Here is a 13,359-nt window from a genome sequence, read left to right as displayed (position 1 = left end):
GCATTCGACCACGACCAGATCGTAGGCGGTGGTCAGGGACTGCATGATGATCGGCAGCCGGTCGGCGGAGCGCATGGCGCGGACCGGATCGGCAGTGCCGACGGGAATGACGTGGCAGTCCGAATAGAGATCGGGGTGGATCACGTCGCTGAACTGCGCTTCGGAGGCGAGCAGATTGGTAATGCCCGGGAACAGCCCGCTGTCCAGCATCGGCCGTGAGGCGGCGCCCGAGGCGGTGAGATCGAGCAGGAGCACACGCAGACCGGCGTCGGAGACCTCACGCGCCACTAGCACCGACGAGGCGGCCGCTTCGTCGCCTTCCGGCGACACGAATATGGCTCGCGCCGCCCCGGTTGTGATCAGTTTTTCCACCGCCTTGTCGATTTCGACCTCGCCAAGGGTGGGGCGCGCCCGCTCCACGTCCTCGCCAGTTGCTGCGGCAGTTGCTTGCGCCGCGGCAGCCGCTTCCGGCTCTGCCTGCGCTTCCGCGGCCCGATCCTCGACGTCCTCGATATCGGCCGGTTCGTGATTGGAGGGTTCGTGGGCAACAGGCATCGCAACCTGTTCGATCCGTTCGAAACGGGCGCCGGCGGCCGGCCTCATGGCGCGACCCGAAAACAGCTCTTGCAGAAGGGTCACGATCGCCATGACCAGCAACGAACCGACGAAGGCAGCACCGGTGATCGGCAGGATTTTTGGGAAATAGGGCTCGGACGGCGCCACCGCGCGGGAAAAGACACGGGCGTCGACCGGCAGATAATTGCTGTCCTTGCGCGAAGACGCCTCACGGTAACGGGTCAGGTAGGATTCGAGCAGCTGCCGCTGGGCGGTCGCTTCGCGCTGCAGCGCATCCAATTCGACCTGCTGGTCGCCGGCGCGCGCCGATGCAGCCTTCAGCGTATTGACGTCGGCGACGAGCTGGTTTTCGCGGGCCTGGGCGGTCTGCGCCTGCGTCATCAGCCCTTTCATGATCTTTTCCGCCTCGTTGCGGATCTGGCGGTCGAGATCGGCAAGCTGCGATCTCAGCGCCCGGATGCGCGGATGATTGTCGAGCAAGGAGGTGGAAAGGTCGGCGATGTTGGTCTTGAGCTCGACCTGCCGCTCGCGCAGCCGCTGGATGAGTTCGGAAGACAGCACTTCTGGTACCGCATCCAGCGAGCCGCCATTCTGCAGCGCCCTGCGCACGCTGTCGGCCGTCGCTTCTGCCGATGCGCGATTGGCCCGCACCCGCGACAGTTCGCTGGACAGTTCGGAAAGCTGTTGGGTGGCGAGCACCGAATTGTTGCCGCCCATCAAAAGATCGGACTGGGCGCGGTAGCTTGCTACCTTGGCCTCGGCGTCCTTAACCCGCTTCGACAGGTCGGCGATCTCAGGCGCCAGCCAGTCGGTTGCGGCGGAATTCGATTCGATGTTGGCATTGCCCTGGACGGAGATGTAGGCGTCGGCGATGGCGTTCGGAATTTCGGCGGCGAGCCTGGGATTTTCCGAGGAGAATTCGATGACGATTACCCGTGATTTTTCAACGCGATAGACGTTGAGTTTCTCGCGCATCTTCGTCAGCACGCGTTCTTCAGGCGGAATCTCGTTGGGGTCGCTTTTCAGGCCGGCGATGACGAGCAGACGGCTCAACATCGACATGTCCGCCGTCTCGTCGAATTCGGGAAGCCGCGACAGATTGAGCTTCTGCGCCACCTGCTTGAGGATGTCGGTCGAAGACACAACCTCGACCTGGCTGGTCACGCCTTCCTCGTCGAGAATCGGCTTGTCGTTGTCATTGGTGCCGTCGGGGCGCGTGTAAACCGATTCGCGCGTCTCGATCAAAAGCCGTGTTTCGGCCCTGTAATGCGGCGTGGCGAGCCAGGTGAGCGCGAACGCCAGGCCGGTTATGACCAGCGCCACCACAAGAATGCGCAGCCAATTCCTCGCAAGGCTTGCGAAGAGCTGCCTGAGATCGACGTCGACATCTGCGGCCACCGATTTAACGGACATGCATCCTGCTCCGGTACTTAAAGCAGGTCGCGTTTGAACAGATCATACGACGCGCTTTAAGCTCTTGTTTTCATGCATGTTGTTGTCCCAAAACCGCTGCGCACTTTTGGGCGACATGCATTGGTCAGAATGCACCGTAAACAACTATGGTAACTCAGCCGTTAATATCGCGGTAAATACCTGTTAGGTTTGACTCGCAAGCGGCAACAAAAGCATTAAACCGGCCGTGTTTTGTCGGTTGCCGCCGCCTTTACCGGCCATTAACCCTAACGGGATGATAACGGGCCTCGATCCCCAGAGTTTGCCGCGGTGTAACAGCGGCCAATCGAAGGTACGTGTCCGGCCATGAAAAGCACTGCTTCCCTCTTCCGCGCGCTGCTCGCCGTGTCGTTGCTTGCCGGCTGCTCCAGCTACCGGCCGGCGCCGGCCGCCTTCCATAAAATGCTCGACCAGCCTTATCGCCTTGGTGCCGGCGACCGGGTCCGCGTCACCGTGTTCGAGCAGGAAGGATTGACCAACGTCTACAGCGTCGACCAATCCGGTTACCTGTCCATCCCGCTCGTCGGCGCCGTACCGGCGCGTGGCCACACCGCACAGCAACTCGAAGGCGAGATCGCCGACAAATTGCGCCAGGGCTACCTGCGCGATCCGGACGTTTCGGTCGAGATAGACCGCTACCGGCCGATCTTCATCATGGGCGAAGTCGGCGCCGCAGGCCAGTACTCCTATGTTCCCGGCCTGACCGTGCAAAAGGCGATTGCCATCGCCGGCGGTTTCAGCCCGCGCGCCAACCAGGAAAGCGTCGACATCACCCGCGACATCAATGGCAAGGTCATAACCGGTCGCGTGGCCACCTCCGACCCACTCCTGCCCGGCGACACGGTCTACGTTCGCGAACGCCTGTTCTAGACCACGTGGCGGACACACTCAGGATCGTCCACTGCTTTCGCTCACCTGTCGGAGGGATTTTTCGTCACGTGCGCGACCTGACCGAGGCGCAGGTCGCCGCCGGGCATGCCGTCGGCATCGTCTGCGATTCGACGACGGGTGGCGATTTTGAGGAACATTTGTTCGAACAAATGAAGGGCAAAATGGCGCTGGGCATCCATCGGACGCCAATGCAGCGGCATGTCGGACCGGGCGATCTCGCCTCGGCCTGGCGCACCTTCGGGCTTATCAAGGGATTGCGGCCGGACGTGCTCCATGGGCACGGCGCCAAGGGTGGCGCCTATGCCCGCCTGTTCGGCTCATTGTTGCGGGTATCAAGGTCTCGCGTAGCCCGCCTTTATTCGCCTCACGGCGGCTCTCTTCACTATGACGAGACTACCGCCACGGGGAAGCTGTTTTTCGCGCTCGAACGATTCATGGCGCGCTTCACCGACTATCTTCTGTTTGTCTCCGATTATGAAAGGCAGACATATCACAGGAAGGTCGGCGAACCGCCCATCCCGAACAACCTTGTCTACAACGGCTTGAGCGCCGCCGAGTTCGAGCCGGTGCGAACCGAGCAGAATGCGGCCGATGTCCTCTATATCGGCATGATGCGCGACCTCAAGGGACCGGACATCTTCATCGATGCGCTCGTCCTTGCCGGAACGCGGCTCGGCCGCCCGGTGAAAGCGGTGATGGTCGGCGACGGCGACGACCTGCCGCGCTACCATGCGCAAGTGAAGCGCCTCGGTCTCGAAGGCCATACGCGCTTCCTGCCGCCGATGCCGGCGCGCAAAGCCTTCGCGCTGGCCGAACTGGTTATCGTTCCCTCGCGTGCGGAAGCCATGCCTTACATCGTTCTGGAAACGCTCGCCGCCGGCAAATCGATGATCGCCACCGCCGTCGGCGGCATCCCGGAAATCATTGGCGCCGGCTCCCCTGCCCTGATCCGGCCTGACCCGCGCGAACTCGGCAACAAGATGAGCGCGGCGCTGGCCGACCTCAATGCCTACGGCAGCCTGATGCCCGACAGCGCCGACCTCAAGACGCGATTCGGCGCCGACGTGATGGCCGCCGCGATCGAGACGGCCTATTTCGCCGCGCTCAAGCGGTAACCCCAAAAGGGCGCTAACCCCAAAGCTTCTCTAAAGCCACCTGTTGTTTCAAGGGTTTCTTAGCTCTCTTTTGCTATTCACCTGAGGGAAGCTTTGCGGATGCACCCATGAACGAGATCGATCCCGCACGCCGCTTTTCGATAGACGCGGTGCGTAAATTCGACGGCCCGGCCAGCGGCGATAACCTTGGCGGGATGAACGACGTCGCCCGTCAGGTCGCGTCGCAATACCGGCGCGATACCATGTCGCCGATCATGGTCAGCGGCGTCTTGCGCATGGTCGAATTCGCGCTGCTGTTCCTGTCGGGCCTCTGCGTCTATTTCTACTATGTCGGCTTCTTCAGCCATCTCGCCTGGCAATACCCGCTGACGATTGCCGCCGCCTCGTTCCTCGCAGTGGTGCTGCTCGACGTCACCGATTGCTACCAGGTCGTCTCGTTGATGCGGCCGCTCGCCAATTTCGGCCGTCTCCTGCTGGTCTGGGCCGGCACCTTCGCCTTGATGGCGCTGACGGCATTCGCCATGAAGATGTCGGAAGACTATTCGCGCCTGTTTTTCGGCACCTGGTTCGTCGTCGGCTTCATGCTGATCTTCGGCCTGAGGCTGCTGATGTCGAAGCTGATCCGGCGCTGGGCGCGCGACGGGCGCATGGAGCGCCGCGCCGTCATCGTCGGCGGCGGCACGGCGGCGGAAGTCCTGATCCGCTCCGTCGAAAAGCAGCCCTACAACGACATTCGTATCTGCGGCATCTTCGACGACCGCGGCGACAAGCGCTCGCCACCCGTCGTCGCCGGCTATCCGAAGCTCGGCACCGTTTCCGAGCTCATCGAGTTCGCCCGCATCGCCCGCATCGACATGCTGATCGTGTCGCTGCCGCTGACCGCCGAATCGCGCGTCCTGCAGCTTTTGAAGAAGCTGTGGGTGCTGCCGGTCGATATCCGGCTCTCGGCGCATTCGAACGCGCTGCAATTTCGGCCGCGCGCCTATTCCTACATCGGCTCGGTGCCGATGCTCGATATCTTCGACAAGCCGATCAACGACTGGGATTCGGTCGCCAAGCGCGCCTTCGACATCGTCTTCTCGATCGTCGGCATCGTCGTGTTCTTGCCAGTCATGCTGGTGACCGCGATCGCCATCAAGCTCGACAGCAAGGGACCGGTGCTGTTCCACCAGAAGCGGCATGGCTTCAACAACGAGATCATCGAGGTCTATAAGTTCCGTTCGATGTACACGGACAAGGCGGATCCGACGGCCAAGCAGACGGTGACCAAGAACGACCCGCGCGTCACCCGCGTCGGCCGCTTCATCCGCAAGACTTCGATCGACGAGTTGCCGCAGTTCTTCAATTCGCTTTTCGGTTCGCTGTCGCTGGTTGGGCCGCGTCCGCATGCCATTGCCGCGCAGTCGCACAACCTCCTCTACAATGAGGTGGTCGACGGCTATTTCGCACGCCACAAGGTCAAGCCCGGCGTCACCGGTTGGGCCCAGATCAATGGCTGGCGCGGCGAGATGGACACCAACGAGAAGATCCGCATGCGGACGGAATACGACCTCTATTATATCGAGAACTGGTCGCTGCTGTTCGATCTGAGAATCCTGTTCCTGACACCGATCCGGCTGCTCAATACGGAAAATGCCTATTGAGCGCCGTCGCGCATGAGCTGCCGCCGGCTGCAGTCAACGCCAAGCTGATCGCGCTGATTGCGTCGAGCGCGGTTTTCCTCGGCGCCTTCCTGTCCGGCTTCGTCATCGCCGAGCCGGCGCCATACGATCTCTACATGGTCGGGCTGATGGCAGTGTGGGCCTTGTTCGGCCTGCGCATATCGCGCGCGGCGGCGCCGCTGCTGGTGCTGCTGGTGGTCATGAACATCGGCGGCATGATCTCGATGACCCAGATGTCGGATATTGCCGGCACCCCGCTCTATCTCTCTGTGTCGCTGTTCCTCGCCTTCACCGCGGTGTTCTTTGCCTCGGTGACATCGGTCCAGCCAAACCTCTACCGGGTTATCTTCCTGGCCTATGTGATGTCGGCGGTGCTGACCTCGCTGCTCGGCATAGCAGGCTATTTCCATGCCTTTCCCGGGGCGGAGAACTTCACCAAATACGACCGCGCGACCGGCGCCTTTCAGGATCCGAACGTGTTCGGGCCGTTCCTGGTGCTGCCCGGCATTTACCTGCTCTATCTCTTGCTGACAGGCCCTATCTCACGCATGCCGTTGCTAGCGGTGCCACTGCTGATCATCACGGCCGGCATTTTCTTCTCCTTCTCGCGCGGCGCGTGGGGCATGTTCGGCGTTTCGGCGATCCTGCTTACCGGCGCCCTGTTCCTGCAGAGCGCCAGCGGCAAGTTTCGACTGCGTGTCGCCGTCATGACCATCGCCGCCGTCTCGCTGCTGGTCATTGCGATGCTCGTCATCCTGCAGCTGCCGGGCGTCTCGGAGATGTTTTCCAGCCGTGCCCAGCTGGAACAGAGCTACGATACCGCCCGCCTCGGCCGTTTCGCCCGCTACACGATCGGTTTCCAGATGGCGCTGGAGCATCCGCTCGGCATCGGCCCGCTCGTCTTCGGCACGATTTTCGGCGAGGACACGCACGACATCTGGCTGAAGATGCTGATGGATTATGGCTGGCTCGGCTTCGTGTCGTTCCTGACGCTGACCTGCTGGACGATAGCGGCCGGTTTCCGCATTCTCCTGCGCGACAGGCCGTGGCAGCCCTATCTTCTGTGCGCCTATGTCGCCTTCGTCGGCAATATCGGGCTGGGCACCTTCATCGACATAGATCACTGGCGCCACGTCTATCTGCTGCTCGGCCTGATCTGGGGCGCCATCGCGCTGGAATACCGCCATCAGCGGCAGTTCCGGCCGGTGGCGCTGGCTGCGCCGGCGGCACGACGGATTTCTGGGGGCAAGTCTAAGTTTTGAAATGGTCGGAGTGGCCGGATTCGAACCGACGACCCCTTGACCCCGAGGAAATTGGGCGCAACGCGGATTTCTATTGAAAATCATCGCGTTATGCGGTTTCCCCTTCCTAGTTCTGGACTTTTTTCGGGACTTCGCGTGCGTTTTGTAGCAACTCCATCGCTGCGGCCACCTCTTCGTCCAGCACGTGGGCGTAGCGAGTGGTGGTCTTCCATTGCCGTCGAATATGGCGGGAACTCGCTGCAGGGCTGGTGATGGACATAGCATAGCCGTCGGCATGGCGCAGGCCGGATGAACTTAGGCGAGCGTCGCGCAATCCAACGTATAGGCAGCAACGCCATCACTACGACCGCGGCAGCGGCCGTATCCGGGGCGAAACGTTGATCATCATCTAAGCATCCACCAAACGATGGCTGCACACAGCGAAAACACGAGCGCGGCGCCCGCAATCAACATACCTCTTCGCGTTCGCCACCTTGGCGGCTCAGCCGGCATAAGCCTGAACCGCTGGGCATGCTCCGTTGCGAGTTTCAGTAAGGCTGCAGCCGTTTCGCGCGGCGTCCACCCCTTCGCTTCCGAGGCGGTCACCAAGGCTGCAAATGCGACTTCCAAGGCGACTTCACAGTTGACGTCCCGATCTGGGCTGCCCTTTGGCAATATGGGTGGTTGCACGGCTTGGGACATGCACACAAAGCGGCTCGCGGATGAAAGGTTCCCGCGTTTCGAGCCCTTCACTTTCGAAGGTGGCCGCGCAGGTCGAATTCCCCGACAGTGTAGCATTTCGTCTTCAGCCAGCTGGTCGACGGGCCGCTGCGAAAGTTAGTGTCTCCACGCCTGGACACTATTCGCTCAAGGCCGGCCTGGTCGATCAGGTGTAGATCGCATTGGCGGGAGCTGCCTGGCTGAACTGGATGCGAATGTCAGGCGGGAGATGCCGGCAAGGATGTCGCGGCGCTCTTGGAGCGCCAGGTCGCGCAGGTCGTGGCCGTTGAGGTGCAGCAGATCGAAGGCAACAAAGTAGAGATCGTGCTGGCGCCGCGTGATGGCCTTGCGCAAGCCGTGAAATCCGACAGACCGGCATCATTGAGCACGATGCTCTCACCGTCGATGATGGCGCTGTCCACAGCCAGTGACTTCGATGCCGCTTTCTTCAACGATTATTTGCGACCGGTAGCCGTCGAATTTGACCTCATGAAGCCACACGCTACCCTCGGGAGGCTTCTCAACCGAGGTCGGCAGCAGTGGAGGGACAAACTTCAAACGCATGCATTGACTCGCAAAAACCGCGATTCATTTAGCATGCTCTTAATTAGTTCCGGAGAATTTTAACGAATCGTTGACCGCGCTGTCCCAGAATAGGACGGCGCGGTCAAACCCCCAAACTGGCTGCGCTGGCGGCTCCGGCAATTCGCCTTCCCGCGCCACTGTCGGAGCCGCTACCACACTCCTCCAAAATACCAGCAACGGTTGAATCAACTGTTACCGCACATGCTTTACAGTGCGCTTTCCCAGTCGTTAGACTTTGATGGAACAGGGCCTCGCCTTCACGGTTGACGCTGAGACAGTCCATCTCAGCGAGGAACCATGGAAGCCCAAGAGAACATCGGCAACGCCTGGGCCGCACTCAAATCGAGGTGAGAAGGTCGCGCATCTTTTTCCGCCCGAAGACGGTGAGTAGGTGAGGGATCGACCGTCTGGCGACCGAAGAAGTCGCAGCCCTTAGACTCGGATGTCGGCGTCAGCTCCGCGTCGAACCTAGCGACGCATGGAAATCGCCCGTCACCCGCATGGGTGGCAGGCTCAATAGAAAGGATACGCATTTCGGGTTCCTAGAGAGTTACGCAGGCTAGATTCGGAGTAGCCGAGGCGCACGAATGCAGAACATTCGGGCTTTCACTTCGGGACTTTTTCGGGACTCCGGGTTCCGAAAACGGGCGATTTGACCGTCTTTCGTTGCGAAAATGGAAAAGGCGCCAGAAGGCGCCTTCAATAAAACTAGGGATCTCAATGAGCGGCCGCACCAAGCGCTCGGCATGGACTGTCCGGCACAGCACTACGCGCCGTCTCCGCACACCTACACTGGCCTGCCTGATCACGATTATCCGTTCCACGACAAGGCCGTCACCGTCACCACCTGCGGGCGCATCTGCTATAATCGGAAAAAATCAACCTCAGCCAGGTCTTCGCCGGCCAGACCGTCGGCATCAAACAGGTCGAGGACCATATCTGGCTGGTCAGCTTCGTGGACTATGATCTGGGATATTTCGACGATGAGACATGCAGGCTCGAACCACTCCAAAACCCTTTCGGGCCAAAAGTGTTACCCATGTCTCCGGTATAAACCGTAACCTATGTGTCCAGAATGGACCCTTGATTAAATGGTCGGAGTGGCCGGATTCGAACCGACGACCCCTTGACCCCCAGTCAAGTGCGCTACCGGGCTGCGCTACACTCCGGACCGGTCGCGATGTATCGTGATAACCCGGTTCGGGTCAACCGAATTCGGCGGCCGTCGTGCCGATGCCCGGCATTGTGGATTTGAAGTTCCTGCTCCGTTGGACGTCGTCAGCCATTCAGGAACTTCAAATCCAGAATCACACTCGTTTGTCAGGCTTGATCCTCTGGCGTCGCTGTTATGAGACGGGCCGTCGATTTTCCACGGATTGTGTCAGCACGGCTGTATTGATCAGCGCGTCTTCCGGAAGCCGGAGCGCGGAGGCTATTCGCCGAAGCTTCGACGGATCGGCATTCTTGCCGTTCTCGATGTCCGCGATTTCATCGATCGCCAGGCCGCACGTCAGAGACAGCTCTTCCATGCTGTATCCCCTGGTTTCTCGGATGGCCTTGAGGGCGCTGTGGTCGGGCGCAGCTTCGGTCGCCGACAGTTCGGAAAAAGCTTCGCTTGTTGCTATTTGGGGCATTTGGCAACTCCGTGGATTTAAAGAGTTTGATCAAATCAAGATGTTGCCTGAGACGGCGCAGAGAATGCCCTCTCGGTAGTGATTTGCCAAGCGCCAAAGGTGCCGTCACAGCATCGTGATACCGATCGGCGCAACCCCGGCACAGGCCTCGGCGGCACCGGCACGGGACCGCCATTCCGATCGAGTTCTTTGACTGGGCGATCGCCGAAATTTGTTCGACCTCCCTTGTTTAACCGGCTGTCGCTGGCACGGCAGCCGTTTTGAAAGGACGGCGGAAGCCTGATGCAACGCAGAACGCATCAGGGCTGCGAATTTTTTTGACCGACACGTGAACCTTTCCTCTCCGGGCCGCACCAAGACGGTATGGGACGCCATAAGGCGATCCCCAACCCGAAGGACGCCCTGACGGCGATCCTCGATGCAGAGAAGGATGCTCAAATGACTGATATCTCGAACTTCAAGCGCCTTTCGCTCGCCGCCGCCATTGTTGTCTCGGCCTTCGGCTCCATTTCAGCTCGGCCTTCGCCAACGGCACGCATCCGAGCGGCGGCGGCGCGGTTTGTAAGGTCGCGGGACTCCAACGGCACCGTCTACGGTAAATGCAGCCAGACCGCGCAGGTCAGTCCGAAGAACAAGCTCAAGCTCGCGCGTTGATCAACTTGTTATCAACGAAAATGGCGGCCGTCAGCGCCGCCATTTTCTTGTCTCAACGTGCCGATCTCGATCTCGTTCGCGACGTTTTCTGCTGGCGGCTGAGGAACAGGCTTGCGACGAGCCCGACCACAACCAGCCCGACAGCAGCCGCTGTCGCCGGGTGATCGCGGGCTGTCTTTTCTATCACCCTGCTATGCCTCCTGATCGCAGGCAGAGCCTCACTGATGCGCTCGGCAAGGTCCGAGTAATAGTCCGACGCGGTGTCACGCCCGTCCTCGTAATAGGCGCTGCCGCGCCTGGACACGGCTTTTCTCAGCGCCGCCAGTTCCCTGGAGAGGGCTGCGACCTGCTTTTCAAGGTCAATGTCGGAGAGGGTCGAAAATGATACCATGATATGCTTCCTTCCTTTGCGAAAAGGAACGCATGATTTCGGAAGCAGTTCCGGTTTCTGACGGCAATCGGTCGGCCCTTAAAGCGCGTCGTGTCTGAAGGGGTTCATGCGAGCCGCTTTAAGTTCTTTTATCCATGTCGTTATCCCAGACCGCTGCGCGCCCTCGTGTCAGGCCTGAGGGTATGCCTTTGGGCGACATGGACTACAGCGCCGCGCGTCCTATTGGACGCGCAAAGGACGCTGTAGCACTTTAATTTTGCGTATGATCCTTTCCGAAAATCGATTACGATTTTTGGGATCATCCGCTAGCGCACCTGATCGAGCAGGCGCTTGCATTCCAGCAGGTCGAACAGCGCTTCCTGCAGCAAGGCGCGATTGTCGCGCGAGAGTTTCGACGTGCCTGGCTGCACCGGGCCTTCGTCGTCGGTCTTGCCCAGGCCGAAAAAGCGCCGGCTGGGTTTCACCTTGGGCTCGCCGACCAGCATCTCGTCATCGGCGCCGCGCGGCTGGGCCGCCAGCGTCAGCGGCACCGCATCGGCCTGTCGACGTTGCGAGATCGCCTCGACGGCCGCCATGTCGCCACTGCCGATGGCGACCAGGAAATGGTTGCCGTTCTCGCGCAGCAGCTTCTGCACGCCCTTGATCGTATAGCCCTGGTCGTAGAGCATGTGGCGGATGCCCTTGATCAGTTCGACATCCTGCGGCCGGTAGTAGCGGCGGCCGCCGCCGCGCTTCATCGGTTTGATCTGGTTGAAACGCGTTTCCCAGAAACGCAGCACATGCTGCGGCAGGTCGAGATCTTCTGCGACCTCACTGATGGTGCGGAAAGCATCGGGGCTCTTGTCCATGGGCGAAATCCTCACGCTGGAGCATGATCCCGAAAAGTGGGAATCGGTTTTCGGCCAAGATCACGCTCAACAAAGAGTCATTCCGATCCGGCTTGTTCTGCCGAATCGGGCCTTATTTCAGCGGTTTATAAAACAATATTCAAGCCCGGCGTCAAAGGGGGCAACCGTTTTCAACCGGGCTTTTGAAGCGCAGGCGCTATTTGCTGCCCTTGGCCTTGCTGTTCTGGTGGGCGCGCAGGATGCGGTTCTTCAGCACATTCGATGATTTGAAGGTCATCACGCGGCGCGGCAGGATCGGCACTTCCTCGCCGGTTTTCGGATTGCGCCCGATGCGCTCGTTCTTGGAGCGGACATGGAACGTCGCGAACGACGACAATTTCACCGTCTCACCGCGAACGATAGCTTCGCAAATCTCGTCCAGAACCGCTTCGACGAGCTCGGCCGATTCAGTGCGCGACAAGCCAACCTTGCGATAAACGGCTTCAGCAAGATCGGCGCGCGTAAGTGTCTTTCCCCCCATGCGAACCGTCCCCATCAGCGCTCAAAAACATAACTCTATATAAGCAAAGATAGAGCCTAAGTAATTGATCCGGCAAGGTCAAGGACCGAACCTGTCAGTTCGGCACTTACCAGCGAACCAAAACCGCGCCCCAGGTGAAGCCCCCGCCCATCGCCTCGATCAGCACCAGATCACCCTTCTTGATACGGCCGTCGGCGACCGCCACCGACAGAGCCAGCGGCACGGAAGCCGCCGAGGTGTTGCCGTGCAAATCGACCGTAACCACCACCTTTTGCTCTGCTATCCCGAGCTTTTTGGCTGAAGCGTCGATAATCCGTTTATTGGCCTGATGCGGCACGAACCAGTCGAGATCCTCAGCGGTGATGCCGGCAGCTGAGAACGTCGCCTCGATGACGTCGGTGATCATGCCGACCGCGTGCTTGAACACTTCGCGGCCTTCCATCCTGAGATGCCCCACCGTTCCGGTGGTCGACGGTCCACCATCGACGAACAGCTTGTCCTTGTGGGCCCCGTCGGAGCGCAGGCTGGCCGCCAGCACGCCGTGGTCGGCAATGCTGCCCGCCCCCTCTCCTGCTTCCAGCACCATCGCCCCGGCGCCGTCGCCAAACAGGACGCAGGTCGAGCGGTCGCTCCAGTCGAGGATGCGCGAGAAGGTTTCCGAGCCGATCACCAGCACGCGTTTGGCCAGACCGCCGCGGATATAGAGGTCGGCTGTCGTAACCGCATAGACGAAGCCCGAGCACACTGCCTGCAGATCGAATGCGAAGCCGTGATGCATGCCGAGCCGGTTCTGGATGTCGACGGCGGTCGCCGGAAAGGTGTTGTTGGGCGTCGACGTCGCCAGCACGATCAGGTCGATATCGGCAGGCGTCAGGCCGGCATTGTCGAGGGCTGCGCGCGCCGCCGCCTCGCCGAGCGAAGCCGTGGTCTCGTCGTCGGCCGCGATATGGCGTTGGCGGATGCCGGTGCGCTGGGCGATCCATTCGTCGGAGGTCTCGACCATGCCTTCGAAATCGGCATTCTTCATGATGCGGCGGGGCAGCGCGGCGCCTGTGCCGCGCACGACTGATC

The 13,359-nt window shown here is 60.6% G+C and carries 13 protein-coding genes and 1 tRNA gene; 6 read left to right on the top strand and 8 right to left on the bottom strand.

Annotated features, from left to right (window positions below; translation table 11 throughout):
* Positions 1-1,989: exopolysaccharide transport family protein (locus tag EOA85_RS12565; protein WP_127209627.1), on the bottom strand; the 1,989-nt coding region annotated here is incomplete at its 3' end.
* A 345-nt stretch (positions 1,990-2,334) separates the two neighbouring features.
* On the opposite strand from EOA85_RS12565, the gene EOA85_RS12560 reads away from it, so the two are divergent.
* The 4 genes from EOA85_RS12560 to EOA85_RS12545 all read left to right on the top strand — a co-directional run bounded on the left by EOA85_RS12560 (position 2,335) and on the right by EOA85_RS12545 (position 6,957).
* Positions 2,335-2,898 carry a polysaccharide biosynthesis/export family protein gene (locus tag EOA85_RS12560; protein ID WP_127209626.1) on the top strand — a complete coding sequence of 188 codons (564 nt, stop codon included), beginning with the start codon at positions 2,335-2,337 and terminating at the stop codon, positions 2,896-2,898.
* Between the two features lie 5 nt (positions 2,899-2,903).
* Positions 2,904-4,034 (top strand): glycosyltransferase family 4 protein, encoded by a 1,131-nt coding sequence (locus EOA85_RS12555; RefSeq protein ID WP_127209625.1) that lies wholly within the window; start codon positions 2,904-2,906, stop codon positions 4,032-4,034.
* 107 nt (positions 4,035-4,141) lie between these two features.
* Entirely contained in the window at positions 4,142-5,677 is a 1,536-nt protein-coding gene (locus tag EOA85_RS12550) for an undecaprenyl-phosphate glucose phosphotransferase (protein WP_127209624.1), read from the top strand.
* Positions 5,674-6,957 (top strand): O-antigen ligase family protein, encoded by a 1,284-nt coding sequence (locus tag EOA85_RS12545; RefSeq protein WP_127209623.1) that lies wholly within the window; start codon positions 5,674-5,676, stop codon positions 6,955-6,957. The genes EOA85_RS12550 and EOA85_RS12545 overlap by 4 nt, the downstream gene beginning before the upstream one ends.
* A gap of 106 nt (positions 6,958-7,063) precedes the next feature.
* Here EOA85_RS12545 and EOA85_RS38075 read toward each other — a convergent pair whose 3' ends face one another.
* Positions 7,064-7,216, bottom strand: a complete 153-nt coding sequence (locus EOA85_RS38075; RefSeq protein WP_206523288.1) for a hypothetical protein — start codon at positions 7,214-7,216, stop codon at positions 7,064-7,066.
* A gap of 695 nt (positions 7,217-7,911) precedes the next feature.
* Between EOA85_RS38075 and EOA85_RS37425 the strand changes: the two genes are divergently transcribed.
* Positions 7,912-8,283 (top strand): hypothetical protein, encoded by a 372-nt coding sequence (locus EOA85_RS37425; protein ID WP_164759621.1) that lies wholly within the window; start codon positions 7,912-7,914, stop codon positions 8,281-8,283.
* Between the two features lie 1,050 nt (positions 8,284-9,333).
* Here EOA85_RS37425 and EOA85_RS12525 read toward each other — a convergent pair.
* Positions 9,334-9,410: transfer RNA gene (locus EOA85_RS12525), tRNA-Pro, on the bottom strand.
* Between the two features lie 177 nt (positions 9,411-9,587).
* A complete protein-coding gene (locus EOA85_RS12520; protein WP_127209622.1) occupies positions 9,588-9,875 on the bottom strand; it encodes a helix-turn-helix transcriptional regulator in 288 nt (95 codons plus the stop codon).
* Between the two features lie 438 nt (positions 9,876-10,313).
* On the opposite strand from EOA85_RS12520, the gene EOA85_RS12515 reads away from it, so the two are divergent.
* A complete protein-coding gene (locus EOA85_RS12515; RefSeq protein ID WP_245485717.1) occupies positions 10,314-10,529 on the top strand; it encodes a hypothetical protein in 216 nt (71 codons plus the stop codon).
* Positions 10,530-10,581: 52 nt separating this feature from the next.
* Here EOA85_RS12515 and EOA85_RS12510 read toward each other — a convergent pair whose 3' ends face one another.
* From EOA85_RS12510 to EOA85_RS12495, 4 genes are all read right to left on the bottom strand, one after another.
* Positions 10,582-10,920 (bottom strand): hypothetical protein, encoded by a 339-nt coding sequence (locus EOA85_RS12510; RefSeq protein ID WP_127209621.1) that lies wholly within the window; start codon positions 10,918-10,920, stop codon positions 10,582-10,584.
* A gap of 305 nt (positions 10,921-11,225) precedes the next feature.
* Entirely contained in the window at positions 11,226-11,768 is a 543-nt protein-coding gene (locus EOA85_RS12505) for a MerR family transcriptional regulator (RefSeq protein WP_127209620.1), read from the bottom strand.
* A gap of 196 nt (positions 11,769-11,964) precedes the next feature.
* Positions 11,965-12,288 (bottom strand): integration host factor subunit alpha, encoded by a 324-nt coding sequence (locus EOA85_RS12500; RefSeq protein ID WP_095485783.1) that lies wholly within the window; start codon positions 12,286-12,288, stop codon positions 11,965-11,967.
* Between the two features lie 106 nt (positions 12,289-12,394).
* A partial coding sequence (locus tag EOA85_RS12495) for a beta-ketoacyl-ACP synthase III (protein WP_245485715.1) occupies positions 12,395-13,359 on the bottom strand: 965 nt, incomplete at its 5' end.

It is taken from the genome of Mesorhizobium sp. M5C.F.Ca.IN.020.29.1.1 (genome assembly GCF_003997375.1).
Classification (GTDB): domain Bacteria; phylum Pseudomonadota; class Alphaproteobacteria; order Rhizobiales; family Rhizobiaceae; genus Mesorhizobium; species Mesorhizobium wenxiniae.
This window is presented reverse-complemented; position numbering and strand designations above follow the sequence as displayed.